Annotated in this window: 18 protein-coding genes; 17 read left to right on the forward strand and 1 reads right to left on the reverse strand. The window is 72.0% G+C overall.

The genetic code is table 11. The annotated features are described in order from the left end of the window. Positions 1 to 5: 5 nt before the first annotated feature. The 9 genes from IE275_RS20355 to IE275_RS20395 all read left to right on the forward strand — a co-directional run bounded on the left by IE275_RS20355 (position 6) and on the right by IE275_RS20395 (position 8,358). Entirely contained in the window at positions 6 to 314 is a 309-nt protein-coding gene (locus tag IE275_RS20355; RefSeq protein ID WP_189712761.1) for a DUF6112 family protein, read from the forward strand. Next, complete coding sequence (locus IE275_RS20360; RefSeq protein WP_189712762.1) at positions 314 to 1,003, forward strand: hypothetical protein; 690 nt, start codon at positions 314 to 316, stop codon at positions 1,001 to 1,003. Before IE275_RS20355 ends, IE275_RS20360 begins: the two co-directional genes overlap by 1 nt. Before the next feature lie 27 nt (positions 1,004 to 1,030). Continuing rightward, positions 1,031 to 2,413: an SCO6881 family protein gene (locus tag IE275_RS20365; RefSeq protein WP_189712763.1), complete on the forward strand. Its 1,383-nt coding sequence runs from the start codon at positions 1,031 to 1,033 to the stop codon at positions 2,411 to 2,413. A gap of 136 nt (positions 2,414 to 2,549) precedes the next feature. After that, positions 2,550 to 4,022, forward strand: a complete 1,473-nt coding sequence (locus IE275_RS20370) for an SCO6880 family protein (RefSeq protein WP_189712764.1) — start codon at positions 2,550 to 2,552, stop codon at positions 4,020 to 4,022. 36 nt (positions 4,023 to 4,058) lie between these two features. Beyond that, positions 4,059 to 4,511 carry a DUF6238 family protein gene (locus IE275_RS20375; RefSeq protein ID WP_189712765.1) on the forward strand — a complete coding sequence of 151 codons (453 nt, stop codon included), beginning with the start codon at positions 4,059 to 4,061 and terminating at the stop codon, positions 4,509 to 4,511. A gap of 25 nt (positions 4,512 to 4,536) precedes the next feature. After that, positions 4,537 to 6,042 carry a putative type IV secretion/conjugal transfer ATPase gene (locus IE275_RS20380; RefSeq protein ID WP_189712766.1) on the forward strand — a complete coding sequence of 502 codons (1,506 nt, stop codon included), beginning with the start codon at positions 4,537 to 4,539 and terminating at the stop codon, positions 6,040 to 6,042. 21 nt (positions 6,043 to 6,063) lie between these two features. Continuing rightward, positions 6,064 to 6,759 (forward strand): hypothetical protein, encoded by a 696-nt coding sequence (locus IE275_RS20385; RefSeq protein WP_229870388.1) that lies wholly within the window; start codon positions 6,064 to 6,066, stop codon positions 6,757 to 6,759. Between the two features lie 135 nt (positions 6,760 to 6,894). Further along, positions 6,895 to 7,476 (forward strand): hypothetical protein, encoded by a 582-nt coding sequence (locus IE275_RS20390; RefSeq protein WP_189712767.1) that lies wholly within the window; start codon positions 6,895 to 6,897, stop codon positions 7,474 to 7,476. A 99-nt stretch (positions 7,477 to 7,575) separates the two neighbouring features. Next, positions 7,576 to 8,358 (forward strand): hypothetical protein, encoded by a 783-nt coding sequence (locus IE275_RS20395; protein WP_229870389.1) that lies wholly within the window; start codon positions 7,576 to 7,578, stop codon positions 8,356 to 8,358. A 527-nt stretch (positions 8,359 to 8,885) separates the two neighbouring features. Here IE275_RS20395 and ltrA read toward each other — a convergent pair. Next, a complete protein-coding gene (gene ltrA, locus IE275_RS20400) occupies positions 8,886 to 10,355 on the reverse strand; it encodes a group II intron reverse transcriptase/maturase (RefSeq protein WP_189712768.1) in 1,470 nt (489 codons plus the stop codon). A gap of 538 nt (positions 10,356 to 10,893) precedes the next feature. Between ltrA and IE275_RS20405 the strand changes: the two genes are divergently transcribed. The 8 genes from IE275_RS20405 to IE275_RS20440 all read left to right on the forward strand — a co-directional run bounded on the left by IE275_RS20405 (position 10,894) and on the right by IE275_RS20440 (position 18,986). Continuing rightward, on the forward strand, positions 10,894 to 11,052 hold the full coding sequence (locus IE275_RS20405) for a hypothetical protein (protein ID WP_189712812.1): 159 nt from the start codon (positions 10,894 to 10,896) through the stop codon (positions 11,050 to 11,052). Between the two features lie 167 nt (positions 11,053 to 11,219). Beyond that, a complete protein-coding gene (locus tag IE275_RS20410; protein WP_189712769.1) occupies positions 11,220 to 11,963 on the forward strand; it encodes a hypothetical protein in 744 nt (247 codons plus the stop codon). Positions 11,964 to 11,968: 5 nt separating this feature from the next. Next, complete coding sequence (locus tag IE275_RS20415) at positions 11,969 to 13,231, forward strand: MFS transporter (RefSeq protein WP_189712770.1); 1,263 nt, start codon at positions 11,969 to 11,971, stop codon at positions 13,229 to 13,231. 75 nt (positions 13,232 to 13,306) lie between these two features. Beyond that, on the forward strand, positions 13,307 to 14,539 hold the full coding sequence (locus IE275_RS20420) for an ATP-grasp domain-containing protein (protein WP_189712771.1): 1,233 nt from the start codon (positions 13,307 to 13,309) through the stop codon (positions 14,537 to 14,539). 100 nt (positions 14,540 to 14,639) lie between these two features. Then, positions 14,640 to 15,698 (forward strand): hypothetical protein, encoded by a 1,059-nt coding sequence (locus tag IE275_RS20425; protein ID WP_189712772.1) that lies wholly within the window; start codon positions 14,640 to 14,642, stop codon positions 15,696 to 15,698. A gap of 95 nt (positions 15,699 to 15,793) precedes the next feature. Beyond that, a complete protein-coding gene (locus IE275_RS20430; RefSeq protein ID WP_189712773.1) occupies positions 15,794 to 17,581 on the forward strand; it encodes a type IV secretory system conjugative DNA transfer family protein in 1,788 nt (595 codons plus the stop codon). 8 nt (positions 17,582 to 17,589) lie between these two features. Next, the gene (locus tag IE275_RS20435; RefSeq protein ID WP_229870390.1) at positions 17,590 to 17,817 is read left to right on the forward strand and encodes a hypothetical protein; all 228 of its coding nucleotides are present in this window, start codon (positions 17,590 to 17,592) and stop codon (positions 17,815 to 17,817) included. After that, the gene (locus IE275_RS20440) at positions 17,814 to 18,986 is read left to right on the forward strand and encodes a DnaB-like helicase N-terminal domain-containing protein (protein WP_189712775.1); all 1,173 of its coding nucleotides are present in this window, start codon (positions 17,814 to 17,816) and stop codon (positions 18,984 to 18,986) included. Before IE275_RS20435 ends, IE275_RS20440 begins: the two co-directional genes overlap by 4 nt. Positions 18,987 to 18,997: the final 11 nt, after the last annotated feature.

Genomic DNA, 18,997 nt, shown 5'->3' on the forward strand with positions numbered 1-18,997 from the left:
TTCTCGTGTATCTCGCCGAACAGGTCATACAGCTCGCCTACGACCCCGGGATCAAGCCGACCGAGGGCGGGCTGCCGGGCCTGAACGTCCTCAAGCAGGTGATGGGCTCCATCAACCTCTTCGGGCTCATCGCCGTGGTCGGCGCCCTCGCCGTCAGCGCGGGAGTGTGGGCCTGGGGTCACCACTCCGGCGGCCACCAGGCCGAAGCCAACGGCAAAAAGGGCGTCCTGGTGAGCGCCGGCGCGGCCCTCCTGCTCGGCGCCGCGAACGGCGTGGTCGCGTTCTTCAGCACGCTGGGGACGCAGGTCCGCTGATGCCTTCCCACTCCTCCAACCCCGGCGGCGCATCTCGCGTGCGCCGCCGGGCGCTGCTTGGCACCGTCGTCCTGGCAGTGCTCCTCGCCCTCGCCGGCCTGGCCGCCTACCTCACCCGCGACAGCAGGGAACCCGCCAAGGCCCCTGTCCCGCGTCCGAGTTCGCCGCCGGCTTCCTCCTCGGCCGTCACGCCGTCCGGGCCGCCCACGGTGATCACCCGCCCCCGCGCCCTGCCGGTTCCGCCGAGGACCACCGACCCGATCGACTTCGGGAAGGCAGCCGCAGCAGCGCTGTGGTCGTACGACACCCGGGCGTACCCGCAGGCCGAACTGCGGCGCGCTCTGCACGCGTGGCTGACCCCGGAGGCCAAGTACGCCGACGCGGCCTCCGTCGACCGAGGTATCCCCTCGGCGGTGCTGTGGAAGGAGATGGCCGCCAACGGCCAGTTCGCCACGGCCACCGTGAACGAGGGGCACTTCCCGAACGCCTTCACCCGGGCCCTTCAGGAGGACCCCGGCGCGATCACCCAGGCGTACGTCTACGCCGTCACGGTCTCGGGGAAGCAGGCGATCGCCTGGAAGGGCTCGCCCGTCGGCGGCGCGGAGAGCCGCTCCACCACCCTCGCGGTCCAGTGCCGCCCCAACCAGCCCTGCGCCCTGGCCGGCGTCATGCCGTCCGTCGCACCCTGAGTCCCGTTCACGAAAGGAGGTACCCCCATGGATGTCTGCGGCCTTCCGATGATGGACAAGGTGTGCACCGCCGTCGACTTCGTCACCAACCCGGCCGGGGCCGTCACCGACGGCATCGGCGCGTGGATCGCGAAGTCGGCCGGCGAACTGGCGGCCAGCGCGGCGGACCTCGCCGCCAAGGCCGTCAACGAGACGACCGCCATCGACCTCAACGCCGGCTGGTTCCGGGACAACTACCAGCTTCTGCTGCCCATCGGGCTCGCGCTGACCGTAGGCATCTTCTGCATTCAGCTCATGTTCGCGGCCTGGCGGCGCGACGAGCGGGCCCTGGCCCAGGCCGCGATCGGCACCATGACCGGCGTCCTGTTCAGCTTCTCCGCCATCGCCTTCACCACCGTCGCCATCACCGTGGTCGACGCCCTGTCCGACGGACTGTTCCAAGCCGCCAACACCTCGGTCGACGACGCGATCCGCCGCGTCGTGAAGATCAACCAACTGGGGGCGATGTACGGCCTGGGCTGGGGCGTTCCCGCCCTGGTCGCCTTCGGGTGCGCGATCGGTGCCTTCCTGTACTGGGGCGTCATGGTCGCCCGGAAGGTCGGCGTGCTGATCATGGTCGCCCTCGCCGTGTTCGCCGGCGCGGGCGGCGGCTGGGAGGTCGCCAAGCGCTGGCGTCGGGGCTGGATCGAGGCCACCGCCACCCTGATCGTCTCGAAGCTTCTGATGACCGTGGTCTTCCTGATCGGCGTCTCCGCCATGGGCAAGAGCGACGCCAACGACGGTCTGTCGGCCCTGTCGGACGCGATGGCCGGCATCGTCGTCATGGTCCTGGTGCTGCTCTGCCCGTACGCGACGTACAAGTTCGTCCACTGGGCGAGCGACGGCGGCGGCCACGACGACCTGCACCGCACCGGCGTCGCGGGTATGGCCGTCGCCGCCGGCGCGGCGAAGACCGCCGGCAGCCTGGCGATGCGGGTCGGCACCGGAACCCCCGCTCCCCAGGGACCGAGTCAGGTTCCCGGCGCGGGCGCCGACGGTGTCGCCTCCGGCATCAATCCTGCCGGCGGCAACCTCAGCAAGGAGGGCATCGACGCCGGACCGCCCAAGCCGCAGACCCGCTTCCGCTACGGCGAGGACCCGAACGCGACCGGCGACAAGGGACGGGCCCTGATCCAGCGCCCCGGCATCCCGCCGCTCATCACCCGGCCCGGCGAAGAGGAAGCGGAAGGTTCCCAGCCGGGTGCCCAGGCCGTCAGCGGCAGCTCCGGTCGTCCCACCAGCACGTCGGCTCCGGGCAGCGGCGTGAGCCACATCGGCACCACGCCGCCCGCCGGGCCCTCGGCGGCAGCCACCGGCTCGCCGGCGCCGACGCCCTGGGTGTTCCCCACCCAGCCGCCTGAGGGTTCCTGACCCTCCCCCACCGGGGGCGGGCTGCCCCTCCGCAGCCCGCCCCCTCCCGAATCGACCGTCGAAGGAGCCCCGCCGTGTCCTCCAGAAGAGTGCCGCCCGCCCCGTCTCTCGTTCACCTCCACCGTCTGGAACCCTCATGTCCGGTAAGCACCACGCCGAAGTCCCCTCGGCCACCGTGAAGTTCCCCCACCGCAGCAGGCGCGGCATCCTGCTCGGCCTGACCGCACCGCAGCTCCTCGCCGCCGGTCTCACCGGCCTTCTCCTTCTCGCCGTGATCCTCGCCCGCGGCGTGGTCGGCGCTCTCGCGCTCATCCCGCTGTGGGCCGTCATCGCCCTGTTCGTCTTCGTCCGCCACCGGGGCCGTGCCCTGGCGGACTGGGCTCCGGTCGTCGTCCGGTACGCGCTGCGCCGGATGCGCGGCCAGCTCCTCTGGCTCACCCGCCCCTCGCGCCGGCCGACCCGCGAGGGACTGCTCCACCTTCCCGGCACCGCCGCCAGCCTGCGCGTGGCCACCGCCCCGGACGGCCGGTACGGCGCGGTCCACGACCCGCACCACGGCACGCTGACCGCCGTCGTCAAGGTCGCCTCCCGCGCCTACGCCCTGCTCGACCCGGGCACCCAGCACGCCAACGTCTCCGGCTGGGGACGGGCCCTGGCCGCGCTCGCCCGGACCGGGCAGATCGCCCGCATCCAGGTGATCGAGCGCACCGTCCCGGACTCCGGCGACAGCCTGCGCCGCTACTGGGAGGAGCACGGCCGCCCCGACACCCCGGTGGCCGGAGCGATCTACAACGAGCTGCTCCAGAGCGCCGGTCCGGCCGCCGCCCCGCACGAGGCGTACGTCGCGCTGTCGCTGGACACCAAGGCGGCACGCCGGCTGATCAACCAGGCCGGCGGCGGCCTGACCGGGGCCTTCAGCGTCCTGGCACAGCTGACCTCGACCTTCGAGCAGGCCGCGCGGACCGCCGGGCTCAACCCGACCGGCTGGCTGACCGCCCGCGAGATCGCCGCCGTCGTCCGCACCGCCTACGACCCCAAGGCCCTCGCCACCCTCGATCGCTGGTCGGCCACCGGCCGCCCCGAGGCCGAGCCCACAGCCGCCGGCCCCATCGTGGTCGTGGAGAAGGCGGACCACATCGCGACCGACTCCGCCGTCCACGCCACGTACTGGGTGGAGAACTGGCCGAGGACCGAAACCAGCGCCGGCTTCCTGCACCAGCTCCTGTTCACCGGCGGGGTCCGGCGCACGCTGTCGCTCTGCTACGAGCCGAAGGGACTGGACGCCGCTCTGCGCGACGTCCAGCGCAAGAAGGCGTCGGTTATCGCCGATGCCGCCGAGCGGGCCCGGCGCGGGCAGGTCGACTCGGAGGCGGACTCGATCGAGTACCAGGACATCAAGGCGCGCGAGCGGCAGCTCATCGCCGGCCACGCGGACGTCGCCCTGACCGGGCTGCTGACCGTCTCGGCCGACTCCGAAGAGGAACTGCGCACCGCGTGCGCGGTCGTGGAGACCGCCGCCGTCGGCGCCCAGCTCGACCTCCGGCCGCTGACCTGGCAGCAGGCCGAGGCGTTCACCGCCGCCGCCCTGCCGCTCGCCCTCGCCGTGTAGCCCCGGCACTCCCCGCATCACTGAAAGAGCACTCCCGTGTCCCGCACTCCCAGCACGACCGCGCAGGACTTCGTGCCCTTCGCCACCGCCGCGCTCGACTTCCACCGCGCGCTCAACCTCCCCGGCGGCCCGCTCGTCACCACCCGCGCCGAGCTGGATGCCCTTCACTCCCATCTCGTCTCGCTGCACGGGCTGCTCGACGCCCACGCCGTACGTGTCGGCCGGCTCCTCCCGGCGGAGGGAGACCACCTGCGTGCCGCCCGTACCCGGATCTGGCAGGCAGTCGACCACCTCCACGCCGCCTACCACTCAGCTCCCCGCCCGGACTCCGGCGAGGTGCCCGAGCGCGAGGCGTGCCGGGCCGGCCTGCCCGAAGGGGCGCCAGAGCTGACCGTCTGCCAGCGCCATCAGCGCACCGCGCGCCTGGTCCGCCGCCGAACGACCCCGGCCGACCTGCACTCCCCGTTCACCGGCCTCACCCGCCGCTGACCCGCCCCCACTCGGAGAAACGTTCATGCCCCGTACCCGCGCCAGCGCCTCCCGCCTGTTCGTGCCCCACAAGGCATCGCGCACCGAGCGCAGGGCAGCCCGCGCCGGTTTCGCCGACGCCCACCGCCAGGCCCGTCTCGCCGGAAGGCCCCCGAACCACCGTGCCCAGGAGACCACCGATCCGGAACTTCGACCGGTCTACCCGCCGGCCGGGCGGCCCGGACCGGCCTCGGCCCGCGGCGGCAAGCTCCGCCTGCCCGCCCACCGGATGACCACCGCCACCGCTTCCGGGGCCTATCCGTTCGTCGCCGAGGGCGGTCTGGGGGCCGAAGGCGTCTTCATCGGCCGTGACGTCCATGCGGAGGCCGCGTTCTGTTTCGACCCGTTCTCGCTGTACGGCAGTGGCCGGATCGAGGGCTTCACCAACCCCAACGCCGTCCTGGCCGGGATCATCGGCATGGGCAAGTCCGCGCTGGCGAAGTCCATCGCCACCCGGTCGATCGCCCATGGCTACCGGATCTACATTCCCTGCGACCCGAAGGGCGAATGGACCGGCGTCGCGCAGGCCCTCGGCGGCTACAGCATCGCGCTCGGCCCCGGCCTGCCGGGCCGGCTGAACCCGCTGGACGCACCGGCCCGGCCCGTCTCCGTCAGCGAGGACAACTGGGCGAGCGAGGTCCGAAAGCGGCGCCTGCTGCTCCTGGCCGGCCTGGCGCGCACCGTCCTGAAGCGCGATCTGCTGCCGATGGAGCACACCGCCCTGGACCTCGCCCTCGACCTGGTCGTCGCCGAGGCCGCCGCCCGCGGCACGGTGCCGCTGCTCGGCGAGATCGCCTACGTCCTCGGCTCGCCCCAGCGCCTCGACCAGGCCCTCGGCAACTCCTCCGGGCACCTGGGGACGGCCGCCCAGGACGTCGCACACGCCCTGCGCCGCCTGGTGCACGGTGACCTGAGCGGCATGTTCGACGCCCCGAGCACCGTGGCGTTCGACCCGACCGCGCCGATGCTGTCCATCGACCTCTCCCGCCTCGGCGGCGCCGGCGACGACACCGCGCTGGTCCTCGCCATGACGTGCGCGAGCGCGTGGATGGAGTCCGCCCTCGCCGACCCCGCCGGCGGCCGACGCTGGGTGATCTACGACGAGGCGTGGCGGGTGATGCGACATGTCGGCCTGCTGGAGCGGATGCAGTCCCAGTGGAAGCTGAGCCGTGGTCTCGGCATCGCGAACTTGATGGTCATCCACCGGCTCAGTGACCTGCTCTCGGCGGGCGACGCCGGCTCGCGCGGCCGGGTCCTGGCCGAGGGTCTCCTGGCCGACTGCTCCACGCGCATCATCTACCGGCAGGAGCCCGACCAGCTCGACGCTGCCGCGTCCCTGCTCGGCCTGACCGGCGTCGAGACCCAGGCGGTGTCCGCGCTGACCAAGGGCCGGGGCCTGTGGAAGGTCGCGGGCCGGTCCTTCATCACGCAGCACATCCTCCACCCGGCCGAACGCGAACTCTTCGACACCGACGCCCGAATGTCGGCCTAGACCATGGCCGGAGAAACGATCATGTCGGTTTCCCCCAGCTCTCCCGCCCCTGCCGAGAACCAGTCGGCGGCCAGTGTGGACCTGGCGTGGCGGAGGCACATCCCGGCGCTGGCCTCTGCCGCCGCCGGGATCAGGCAGGCGTCCGACGCCTGGGACTCGGTCTCGGACTCCTTCTGCGACACCGACGGCTGGCCCGTCGACGAGCACGGGTACGAGGACGGGAAAGTGAAACGCGACGCCGAGGCGTGGCGGCACGTCGAGGTCTTCCTCGACCACGGCCCCGAGGTCCTGGCCGGCGTCCGCGCGACCGCCCGGAGCGCCGACTACACCGAGGGGCCCATCAGCGAAGAGCTCCACTGGCTGCGCGGCATCGACGCCACCCTGGAACACGCAGGGCAGCTCCAGCGCGAGTGGGACCAGATCCTGGTCCTCATGGACGCCTCCATGCCCGGTTCACGGAAGCTCTACGAGGACCGGGCGAAGGAGGAACGGAACGCTGACGGCTGGCACTACGCCGACGAGCTGGCCATCCGCGGCCCCGCCCTCGTCCGGGCCGCCGACCACCTGTCCCGCCGGGCGGACGCCGAGCGCTCCGCGCACACGACGCGGGCGCGTGCGGCTCTCGCCCGCTCCGCCTCCGGAATTCGCGGAACCCTGCCCCCCTCTCCCCCAGCACCGCCGGCACCCGGCGCACCGGTTCCAGGCCGCTCCCGCTGACACCCCTAGCACCGAGTCCGGCCGGACCAAACCGCGCGATCACCAGATCCTCGTGGACCACCGCCCGCCCCACGCGGTCCGGTCTGCGCTCACCGCGGCGTCGGCCGCCGGGACGTCTCACCACGGAGAAGACCCATGAACCCAGACCACCCCCTGGTCACCGCACGGACCAGCTCCTTCTCGCCCCTCGTCGACGCGGATCCGAAGCGGGATCGCGGGTATGGCTACCTCACCGGTCCCCTCCGCCGGCGGGGCCTGGAGGTCACCGTCGAGTACGGCCTGAGCGACTACATCGTCGACGTCGCCCTCCCCGACGGCAGTTCGATGATCATCTCGCCGTCGCAGGAACCGCCTTCCGAGAACCCCGGCTTCCCCGAGAGCTGGACGGTGGTCCGCCATCGGGAGGCCGGACCACCGGTGTACGAGGTGATCTACGACTCCGAGCCCGACGGTCCGGACGCCCGGCACGGCGGCAGCGTCTCAAGCCTGCTCGCCGCCGTCGACACGTGCCTGGACCAGCTCGGCGTACCGTCACGCCGCAAGCAGTACCGCTCCTCACAGGAGCACGCCGCCGACCCCGTTCCACCCAGGGTGAGCGCTGCTCTCTCGCCGTCCCCGTCGGCCGGATCACGCACGGTCCGCACACCTCTGGCGGCGGAATCACCCCCTCGCGCCGCGCTGCCTCCCTCGCGCTCGTCCACCGCCCCTGGTCGCTGACCTCTTCCCGTCTCGGAGCACGCCGTATGCCTCGCACCAGCAGAACCGTTCCGGCCCTCGCTCTCTCCCGTCATCGAGCCCGCACCGGATGGATCAGCCGTGTTGCCCAACTCCGCCGAAGAACTGCTCGCCGACGTCACCGTCGGCCGCCACCCCGATTACGGCATCGTCGCCGCGAACCCCAAGAACCTCCCCGCCGGCACCTGGATGCTGGAACGGCTCGACTTCCGCCCCGTCCCGGGCGAGCCCACCCTGTACGCCCTGACCGACCAGCAGCGTGACGGGCAGGGCCGCGCAACCCGGGCCGTCGAGCTGCTGCGCAACGCCGACTTCCGGGTCGATGCGGACGCCGTGTTCGAGCCCTCCCTCGCACCCGGCGCAGGCCCTGCCCCGAGCCGAGTCCCGCTCGGCGAGCCCGAGGTCGCCTTCGCCGAGCATCCGCAGCTCGGCATCGTCGCGGCCCTCGACGATCGCGCCTCCGGAATCACCGGACTCGCCCTTCTCGACCACGGCTGGCGGCACGACCCCCGCCTGGACATCTACACGCTGCCCGCCTCCACCGGCCGGGACGAGGCCCTGAGGAAGGTCGCCGGCGCCACGCTGAATCTGTACCGCTCGGATGTCCGGGTCGCGGTGCACCCTCGTCTCGCCCAGGAGGTCGCGAACCGTCGCGCCGCCCCCGCGCCGCACCCGTCCCCAGACCGCGACCGCGACCGCGACCAGCGTGCCGGCGCCCACCGTTCTCCGATCAGCGCCGCCGCGCTCGCCTCCAGCCCAGCCGTCGCCGGCCTCCCGGGTAAGCGACCAGTGGCCGCCCCCGCCATCCCCGTCACGGCGGCCCAACCTGTCGATCCGCGCATCGCCTTCTCCCGCAACCGCTGACCCAACTCCCCTAAGGAATATGCCCCATGGCTGTGAAGACCATCTGGCCGATCGATCACTCCTGCGGCCATCACTCCGACCGTGACCTGTCCGGTCGGCCGGCCGACCGTCGCGCGGGCTTCGCCGAGTGGCTCGCCACACAGGAGTGCACCGCCTGCTGGCGTGCCTCCAAGGAGGCCAACGAGCAGGACAAGGCAGCCTGGCTGGAGACCAAGCGGGCTGAGGAGCATGCCGCGTCCGAAGCCTGGTCGCAGCAGTACCGGATGCCTCCGCTGGAGGGAACCGAGCGGGCCGTCTCCTGGGGTGTGCACTGCCGTCACCAGATCCTGGCCGCCGCCTACACCGCCCTGGTCGCCGAAGACGACACCAGCGAGGTCGGCTGCGAGGCCATCGAGGAGTCCGCACGCACGATCAGTGGAGTCGGCCGAGGGCGCGGTACTGGCGTCTCCACCAGCCCGTTTCCCTCGGCCGCTCGCCCGAACCGGACGTGCGAGTCTCCCCGCATCCGGCTCTCCACGAGTCCCGCATCAGCTGATGCCGGTCTCCAGTCGCAGAGCCCACGGAGTGGGAATCGTGTTGCCTCGGTACCGGTAGCGAGTAATCGCTGTCCAGCCTGGAGGTCTGATCTCCACTCCGTCCGCCTCCGGCCACCACTTCCCACCGGGGTAGTAGCGCCGAAGGATCCACTTCTTGCTTCGCTTCGGATGCTTCTTCACCAGCCAAGCCAGGGTCCGCCACCACAGGAAGTGGTCGAGGTCCTGGAAGGCTGCCTTGGAGGCACCGTGCCGGAAGTAGAGAGCCCACCCGCGGGTGATTCTGTTCAGTTGCCGGAACAGTTCGTCCGCGGTCTGGTTCGGGACGTGTCGTGTGGCCTCTTTGACCTTGCGCTTGACCGTCGCGCGCGACTTCCGTGACGGGTAGCTGTAGATCAAGTGCCGGTCGCTTCCCCATTGCTGGTGCCGTTGGATACGGAATCCAAGGAAGTCGAACCCCTCGTCGATGTGCACCACATGTGTCTTGTCCGGCGCGAGCCGAAGCCCGACCCGACTCAAGACCCCGCCCACCTCGGTGAACAGGCACAGTGCCTGCTCCCGGGTGCCCTTCACCATCACCACGAAGTCGTCGGCATACCGGACCAGCCGGTAGGTCGCGCCTCCGCGCTGACGGAAACGGGTGCGGGATGCGTTGCTTCCGTGTGCCTGCCAGAGCTCGGTGAAGTGCTCATCGAGAACCGACAGGGCTACGTTGGCCAGCAGCGGCGAGAGGATGCCGCCCTGGGGAGTGCCGGTGGACGTGTCCCGGATGACGTTCAGTTCGTCCAGCAGACCCGCCTTGAGGAACGCTTTGACCAGGCTCAGGACGCGCCTGTCCGCGATGCGTCGCCGCACCAGCTCCATCAGAGCGGTGTGGTCGATCTCGTCGAAGCAGGCCGCGATGTCGCCCTCGAACACCCAGGTGTAGCTGCGGGGGTTCGTGGCGTAGTTGCGGATCTCCTCGATCGCGTCCTGAGCCCGACGTTCCGGGCGGAATCCGTAGCTGCACGGCTGGAAGTCGGCCTCCAGGATCGGTTCCAGTACCAGCTTCAAGGCCGCCTGCACGACGCGGTCACGGACCGTGGGGATGCCCAGGCGACGGAGCTTCCCGTTCGCCTTGGGGATCAACCGCTCCTTGACCGGAAGCGGCTGGAACGTACGGGCTTTCACATCTGCCCGCAGTTCCTCCAGCAGTCCTGCCGCGCCGTGCGCGCTGCGCTCGATCCCGTGGACGGTGCGACCGTCCACTCCCGCGCTGCGTGCGCCCTTGTTCTCCCGGACCCGTTCCCACGCCACTGCGAGGAAGGCCGGGTCCACCACGAGGTTGAACAGATCACCGAACCGGCGACCAGGATCGGCCACCGCCCAATGGTGCAGTTTCGTCTGAATCTCCAGTACCCGCTGCTGGGCCCGAAGCGGGCTCAGCAGCATGGCGCCGATGTTCACCGGCGCGTCTTCTGGCATGACAGTCCTTCCGCTGCTCGACTCGCTGCCGCCCTTCGCCCTGTGACCGGCTTTCCCGGCCTCCGACTACTACGGCGGCTCCGCCCCGCATCCGGTCCGTCAGCCGACGGTGGGCCTATCCCGCCTCCGCTGGATGCGGACTGCTGGCGGGAGAACCGGTGCGGTTCCCGTGTTCACTTGCTGCCGATCGACGGGTTAGGTGCCCAGCTTTGCCCCGGAGGCCCCCGCGCGTACGCCGCAGTTCTTCCGCGTGGGCTGCCCGGTCGCGATGGCTTCGCGCCGGGCGGACGTCATCTCCACGCTCTAGATGACAGCGCACCCCAACGCCGGCCCAGATCCACCAGGTTTCGAGCCGGCTCCACCTAACGAGGGTTCAAGCACTGGTTCCTCGCGTACACCCTCCCGTCTCGCTCGCCGGACCTGGACTGTCTGGCAGTGCCAGCCCATCCCGGCTTTGTCAGGGCTGCTTCCCACCCTCCCCGGCACCTCCCGGGTCAGGCTGCCCTCAGCTTCACCAGACCGCTGCGACGGTCCGGAGATGAAGGTCTTGCACCTCCATTCGGAACAACAAGCGCCTCACGGCGCACCCCGCGCCGGCTGGTGGATCGACCAGCGCTCCTCCGAGCCCGAAGACCTCCCCGAGCTAATCCAGGCTGCCACCGACGCCGACCGCCCCACCGAGAACCCCTACTTCTAGCCGTCCGGTGCCCCGCTGCGACGGGGCACCGGTCTCTCGCTTCCCATCGCCCAAGGGAGGCCCCAGCGCGGCTCGCGGTCTCTATCAGCGATCCCCGGCCGGGTCAAATCACGGATTCTACGGATCCTCTCCCCTGTCGATCCGATTCCCCACGCCCAGGAGCCCGTGTGCCCACCCCTTCGATCACCATCTCCTCCGAGTTCAGCGGCAGCGTCGTGGCCAGGGGTGCCGCCGACGACCTGTCCGCGATGCTCCTCAAGCACGCCGGCTTCCAGCAGATCCAGGACTGGCACGGTCGGCGCCACCGGCTTCCCACCACCATGCCGGTCGCAGACCAGGTCGCCATCGCCAGCCACGCCGCCGACATGCTCCGCGCCGCCCGCTACGGCGTCGATCTCGCCCCCTCCCTGGGCAAGGCCCGGATGAGCCCCCCGGCGAACCCCCTTGAGCCCTACGCCGCTGGCGCCGCACTTCTCCAGATCACGGACGAGATCAGGTCGGCCAAGAACGGCGAGGGCCTTCGGCGAGCCGTCGACCAGCTCCTCCACCCCGAGCACGGAGTCCTGGAGCGCATCCGGGAAGCACTGGAGGCCGCCGGCGAGCACATCAACGACCTCGACGACGAGGCGTACCGGCTGGCCGACCGGTTCGGTTTCGCTGCGGACTTCGTCGTCTCGGCACAGTCGGAACTCGTCGACTCGGAGGACGATCTGCGTCGTGTCGGCGGACCGTCCCGGTCCGAGGCCGAGTCGGCGTCGCGCTCCTCGAACCCGTCCGCCTCCCGGAGCGCGGCGCTGGCCGTCTCGCCCGTGGTGGCCAAGGCCGACGTCGCCACCGTGGCCTTCGGTAACGATGTCGCGGAACCCCGCCCGTCCGCCCGTCCGTCGCACCTCTCCGGCCCCCGGCGGTAATCGGGATGCTCTCTTCCGCCGCGTCCTCCGCCGGTCTGTCTCGTGCGTATCTCATGCGGGCGGCCGACGCCCTGGCCAGTGCGACGGCCACCTACGCGATCCCGCTCCTGGTCCTGGTCACCACCGGTTCAACCGCCTTGACGGGTCTGGCCTTTCTCCTGGAGTGGGTGCCTCGGCTGGGTGCCTTCGCCTTCTCCGGCTCGCTGGTCGACCGGTGGGGTGCCGGTCTCGTCTTTCGGATGTCGAACCTGGTGCGCGCCACCGTGGTCGCGCTGGTCGGCGGCCTTCTGTTCGCCCTGCCGAGCGCGGGGGCGGTGACGACCGGTGTCGTGCTGGTCTTCGGCGCGGTCTCGGGCCTGCTCGCGGAGGTCTCCTTCGTCGCGGTGGAGACGCTGGGTGCGGAGACGAGCCGCCGGATGGGTGGGCAGGCCCACCGCGTGCAGGCCGTACAGACCGGCATCGACCAGGGTGCGGTGCTCGTCGGCCCGCTCCTGGGAGGCGTGCTGCTGCTGCTGTCGCCCGTCGTGCTGCTGGCCGTCGTCGCATTGCTGGCCATGATCGCCGCCGTGAGCTCATCGGGGGACGTGAACGGGGCGGAGCGCAGTGCGGTGTCCAGCCGTCTGCGGACCGGGTGGGCGACGTTCCGCCGTACGCCGGCGCTCGTCTGGCTGATCGGTGGGCTCGCTGCCTCCAACCTGGCCACGGGGTTGCTGCAGGCTGCCGCCCCGATCACGGTCGTCCGCCACTTCCACGCCTCGACCGCGGCCGTGGGGGCGGTATGGAGTGCTGCGGCCGTGGCCTCCCTGGTCGCCGTGTGGGGCAGCCGCCGTGCGATCGACCGCTTCGGCATCTGGTGGGTCGGCGTGGTGTCGGCCGCCGCCGCCACGGTGGCGTGCCTGGCGACCGCGCTGGCGCCGTCCTTCGCCGTGTACACGGTGACGGTGGCGGTGGTCATGGCGGGCGAGGGCGTCATGGTCGTCGTCCTGCGCACGCTGCGTTCCCGGCTCATCCCGGCCCAGGCGTATGGCTCCACGCTCGCGGTGACGATGATCCTGGTGCTGCTGCCGCTTCCGCTGGCCGACGCCCTGGTCGCGGTCGTCCCCGCCTCCGGCCTGCCGCACCTGCTCCTCGGCTGCGCCGCCGTTCAGGGCCTGGCACTGACTGCGTGCTTCGCCGGCCTGCGCCGGCACCAGGACGCCTGCGAACCGCCCCGCCCAACGGCCCCGGCGCATCGCGAGGAGACCTCCTCCCCCGTGGGCGTCCTGTGACGGGCCGTTGAACGGCCTCGTACACCCTGCTCTTTCCCCTCCCCCTTTTCCCCTGACAGCCCTTAGGAGGCTCCCGTGCCCCGTTCCGCCCGTCCGCTTCTGATCATCGTCGGCGGCACCGATGCGGCATACCGCGGCTACTGCGTCGAGCGGGCCGCCGCCGCGTACCCGATCGCTCTGATCGACACCAAGCCGCCGTCCGAGCCGGGGTACCCGGTGGTCGACCACGAGGTCGTCGACACCCGCGATCCGCAGGCCGTGGTCGCCGCCGGCCTGGCGCTCGCCGGCCGCCATCTTGTCGCGGGCGTGGTGACCTGGGACGAGTACGCGCTCGTGCCAGCCGCCGAACTCGCCGCCCGCCTCGGGGTTCCCGGCAACAGCCCGCAGGCGATGACCGCCTGCCGGGACAAGGCGACCAGCCGCCGCCTGTTCGCCGAGCACGGCGTTCCCTCGGCGATCTCCACCCGGGTCGACACCCTCGCCGAGGCGACGCTCGCCGCGCGTCTGACCGGCTTCCCGGTCGTGCTCAAGCCCTCCTCCCACGCCGCCAGCATCGGCGTGGTCCGCGTCGACCGCGCGGAAGACCTCCCTTCCGCCTGGGAGTTCACCGCGTCCGGGGCCGGTGAACAGGGCCCCGAGGGCAGCGGGGTGCTGGTCGAGGAGTACCTGTCCGGGCCGGAGATATCGGTGGAGTGCGTCACGCGGAACGGTGTCACCACCGCGCTGGCCGTGACCCGCAAGGAGGTCGGCTTCGCCCCGTACTTCGAGGAAGTCGGCCACGTCGTGGACGCGGGCGACCCGCTCCTGGACGAGGTCGCCCCCGTCGCCGCCCAGGCCGTCCGCGCCCTGGGGATCACCGCAGGCGTGCAGCACGTCGAGATCCGCCTCACCTCGTCCGGTCCACGGATCATCGAGGTCAACGCGCGGATCGGCGGCGATCTGATCGGCGAGCTGGTCCGCCTGGCCACCGGTCTCGACCTGCCCCGGATCGCGGCCGACGTCGCCTGCGGGAACGAGCCCGACCTGGCGCGCACGACGCACTCCACCGCCGCGATCGAAATCCTCTACCCGCCGGCCAGCGGGACCCTCTCCGCCCGAAGCCTTCAGGCCGCCCCGGGCCCGGAGTATCCGTGGCTGCACCAGGTGACCTGGTTCCGCGAGGCCGGCGAGCGAGTCGTGCTGCCGCCGGCGGGCGACCTCGACACGAGCCGGGTCGGATTCCTCGTCGTCACCGCCGACAGTCCCACCGCCGCGCGCAAGCGTCTCGCGTCCCTCGGCGACGGCCTGGTCCTGTCGGTCGCGCCGTGACCCGGCCGCCGCGTTCCTCCGCCACGAGACCGGACTCGTCTCCTCGGGTGGGAGCACGTGCTCCCACCCGGCCCGTCAGCACCACCCTTCAGGAGGACCCGTGCCCGAGTACTACTCCAGCATCGGCGAGGCCATCGGCGCCGCGATGCAGCACAACATCCGGCTCGCCCACAGCGGCCGGAGGCCCATCGACGATCCGCCCCTTCAGGCCCGTCGTCTCCCGTCGGCCGCCGCCGACCCCTACTCCGTGCCGGGGATGATCGCCCGGCTCACCGAGGACGCCTCGCCCGACGAGGTGGCCGGGATCATCGAAGAGGTCAACGGCGCGCTCGTCGGTGCTCTGCCCCAACTGACCGAACTCGTCGCCGCTGCGGCCGACTGGGTCCGCGTCCGCCTGGCCTTCGACGACCCGCACCACAACCCCGCCATGGAGACCTGGACCCGGCTGGCCGCCGCCCACGGCCTACTCGAAGATGTACGGGAACAGCTGGAGGCCGCGGAAGACGGCGTCGCCGCGTGCCCGGCCGAGCGCACCGATCCCCGGCACCACAAGATGATCAGCGTCCTTCGGACGCGGGAACTACTCGACGACGTTCTCGGTGCCGGCCCGGATGCCTCACCTCCCTCCGTCCCGGCCCCGGACCGAGGGCTCTCCCCGAGCACAGCATCGGCGCCGGCACCCTCCTCCCCTTCTCTTGCCCCGCCCCGTTCTGCGGAAGGAGCCCCGATGGGCAACTTGGCCGACACCTACGGCACCGACGTCGAGATCTACACCTGGGCCGACGGCATGGTCTGGGCCGACGGACGCACCGACCTACCCGAATCGGCCCACCGCGTCCTGCGCTCCTGCGGGTTCACCGCCCCGGCCGACCCGGGCAACCCCGCCTCCTACAGCCTCGCGTCGCACATCACCGGCCCGGACCGGCAGCTGGCCGCTTCCGCTGCCGCGAGCCAGCTGACCGACCTGGGGCACCGGGTCGCGATCGACCCGGACCTGGCCGTCGGCTACGTCGGCGAGACCGTCGACACCGACGCCCGGCGCCAGGCCGCCGCCTGCCAGACCTCGCCCGTCGCGGCGAAGGTCCGCCCCGGCACCAGTACCCCGCCGCCCGCCGCATCGCCTCCGTCCGCGGGCCGCACCTCCCCTCGTTCCCGCTGAAACGTTCCCGCCCAATCCGTAAGGAGTAGTCCCGTGGCCTGCACGAGAGCCGAGCGCGCCCCGCCCCCGCCCGCTCGCACCCCAAGGAACCGCCCGTGCCTTCCCCGCGCACCAGCGCGCCGTCGACGACCACCGGCTCCGACGCGCTCCTCTACCTCCTGTTCGGCGTCCTCGGCGCCGCCATGGCCTTCGGCTCGCTGGCCTGGCTGACCGGCAACCTCACCAACTCCCTCGCCGGAAGCGGCCCATGGGCCCCGTTCCGCGCCACCGACGCCCTGCTCCACCCGGAGATGCTGTGGCCGGCCCTGAGCACCACCGCGCTGCTGACCGGCGCCCGCGTCGTTCCCGCCCTGCTCACCCTGGCCCTGCTCACCACCGTCCTGGTGCTCTGGCTGCGCCGACGCGCCGGCGCCAAGACCGGTCTCGCCCGCAAGGGCGACCTGGCGCCGCTGCTGGACAAGGAGATCACCGCCAAGGCCAAGAGCCTGCGCCCGTCCCTCGGCGACCGGGACGACAAGGAGGTCGCTCCCGCCGACCGCGGCATCCTGCTCGGCACCCTCGACCCGGGCCGTGCCGAGGTCCGGGCCTCGTGGGAGGACGTGATCGTCGCAATCATGGCGCCGCGTTCCGGCAAGACGTCCGGCCTGGCGATCCCCGCGATCCTCGCGGCCCCCGGCCCGGTCCTGCTCACCTCCAACAAGGCGGCGAACGACGCGTTCACCGCGACGGTGGACGCCCGCGCCGAGGTCGGCACGGTCTGGACGCTCGACCCTCAGCAGATCGCCCACCATCCGCGGGAGATGTGGTGGGACATCCTGGCCGACGCCCGCGATCTGGCCGGGGCGAAGCGGCTGGCGGGGCACTTCGTCGCGGCAAGCGTGGACGAGTCGAGCGGCTCCGACTTCTGGTCCACCGCCGCGTCCAACACGCTCGGCGCCCTGTTCCTGGCCGCCGCGAGCCACCGGCGGCGGATCACCGACGTGCTGGCATGGCTCGCCTCCCCCGCCGACCGGACCCCGGTCGACCTGCTCACCGACGCCGGCCACGACGCGGTCGCCGCCCAGCTCCAGGGCACCGTCTCCGGTGCGACCGAGACCCGCGACGGCATCTATGAGACGGCGAGGCAGTACGCGAGCTGCCTGCTCGACCCGGACGTCGCCGCCTGGGTCACTCCGAACGAGGACCTCCCCGAGTTCAAGCCCCTCGCCTTCGCCACCTCCCACGACACGCTGTACCTGCTGAGCAAGGACGGCGGCGGCAGCGCGTCGGCGATCATCGCGGCGGCGGCCGACGCGGTGATGCGCGCGGCCGTGATCGTCGCCGAGCGTTCCGGGGGTCGGCTCGACCCGCCAGCCCTGTGTGTCCTCGACGAGGCCGCCAACGTCTGCCGCATCAGCGATCTGCCGGACCTGTACTCGCACCTGGGCAGCCGGGGTGTCATCCCGGTGACGATCCTGCAGTCCTACCGGCAGGGCCAGCGGTGCTGGGGCGAGGCCGGGATGGACGCCCTCTGGTCCGCCGCCACCGTCAAGATCGTCGGCTCGGGCATCGACGACGCCGACTTCGCCGACCGCCTCAGCCGCCAGGTCGGCGACCACGATGTCCAGACCGTCTCGGTCTCCACGAGCGAGGGCGGCAAGTCCACCTCGGTGAGCATGCGCACCGAGCAGATCCTTCCGCCCGACGCGATCCGCGCCCTGCCCAAGGGCAAGGTGCTGCTGCTGGCCACCGGCCTGCGGATCGCCATGCTCTCCATCCGGCCCTGGTACAAGGAGCCCTCCGCCAAGGTCGTCGGGCCAGCCTCCGCCCGGGCCACAAAGGCGATCACCGAGCGGGCCCTGGCGAAGACCGTCGGCCACGACGACTTCGGGCTGTCGGCATGAACGCGCCCATGCCGCCCTCCGTCGGGCTGGCCCAGTCGCCGGCCGTCCTGCGCGCAGGCCGGTGGTGGCTGGTCGGCGAGGCCGGGTCGGTTCCGCTCTCCGACCCCGCGTTCATCGCCGTGCTGAACGGCTTCGCCGAGGCGCTGTCCGCCGCCGACCGGACGGTCGCCGCTCTGCGCCAACCGGATGAGCCGTCCGCCGCGTCCGTTCCCCGTACGGGAAGCCGCCGGCGATGAACCCGCTGATGGACGCCGAGCAGGCCCTCCTCGGCGCGGTGCTGCTCGACCCGGGACAGCTCACGGACCTGGAGTGGCTCGCGCCGGATCACTTCTACCGGCCGGTCCACCAAGCCCTGTTCGGCGCGCTGCGCAAGCTCCGGGGCGACGGTCACCCCGCGGCCGAGGGCGAGCGGCCGGTGCCGCTGTCGTGGGTGACCGACGCGGTCGCCGAGGCTGGTCTTCACGTACGGGGGCTGACCGCCTCGTACGCCCATGTACTGATCTCGGCCTGTCCGCGTCCCGGGCATGCTCCGGTGTACGGCCGCATGGTGCTGGAAGGGGCGATCCATCGCACCGTCACCGAGCATGCGATCCGGCTTCACCAGGAGGCGCGCACAGGTGCGCTGCGCGGCGAGGTCGAGGGGACGCTGCACTACGCGGACGTCCTGGCGGGGGTGCTCACGGATCTCGCCCGGCGGTGGGGCACCGAACCGCGACCGGTCGCGCCCGCCGTTCCGCCGGCCGTCACCCCGTCCGCCGTTCCGCCGGCGCAGGCCGATCAGGTGGCCGAGGACGAGGTGTTCCTCCTGGCCCTCCTCGTCGAGCGGCCGGGCGCGATGGGCGAGGTGGTGGACTGGCTGCGGCCGGGGGACTTCGCCGACCCGGTACACGGACAGCTCTACCGGTGCCTCGGGGCGCTGCACCACCGGGGTGAGCCCCTCGACCGGATCACCCTGCTGTGGGAGGCCCAGCGGCGCGGCCTGCTGGCCGACGGCACGCTGTCGAAGGGCCGGTTCGCCCTCATCTGCGACGGCGTGGGGGCCGGCAACGCCGAATGGCTCGGCCAGCAGGTGATGCGCTCCTCGCTCACCCGGGCCGCCGCCGCCTCCGCACGCGCCGTCCGTGCGCTGGCCGAGGACGAGGCCCTAGCTCCGGGGCGGCTGATCAACCACGCCCTGCACGCACTCGGTCCGCTCGACGAGGTCCGCGCCCGCTGGCAGACCGCGCACGGCCGGACGGCCTCTCCGGCGCCGGCCCCTACCTCTTCTCCGGACGGCCCGCCACCGGCGCGGGTGCACGCGGCTCTCAACCGCAGCACCACACGCGAGACGCCATCGCCCCTGCCTCGGGCGGGTCCCAGCTCCCCACCGCATGCCGGTCGGACGCCCTCTCGCAGCCACCGCTGACTCCACCCCTG

The organism is Streptomyces phaeofaciens (assembly GCF_014648915.1).
GTDB classification, from domain to species: domain Bacteria; phylum Actinomycetota; class Actinomycetes; order Streptomycetales; family Streptomycetaceae; genus Streptomyces; species Streptomyces phaeofaciens.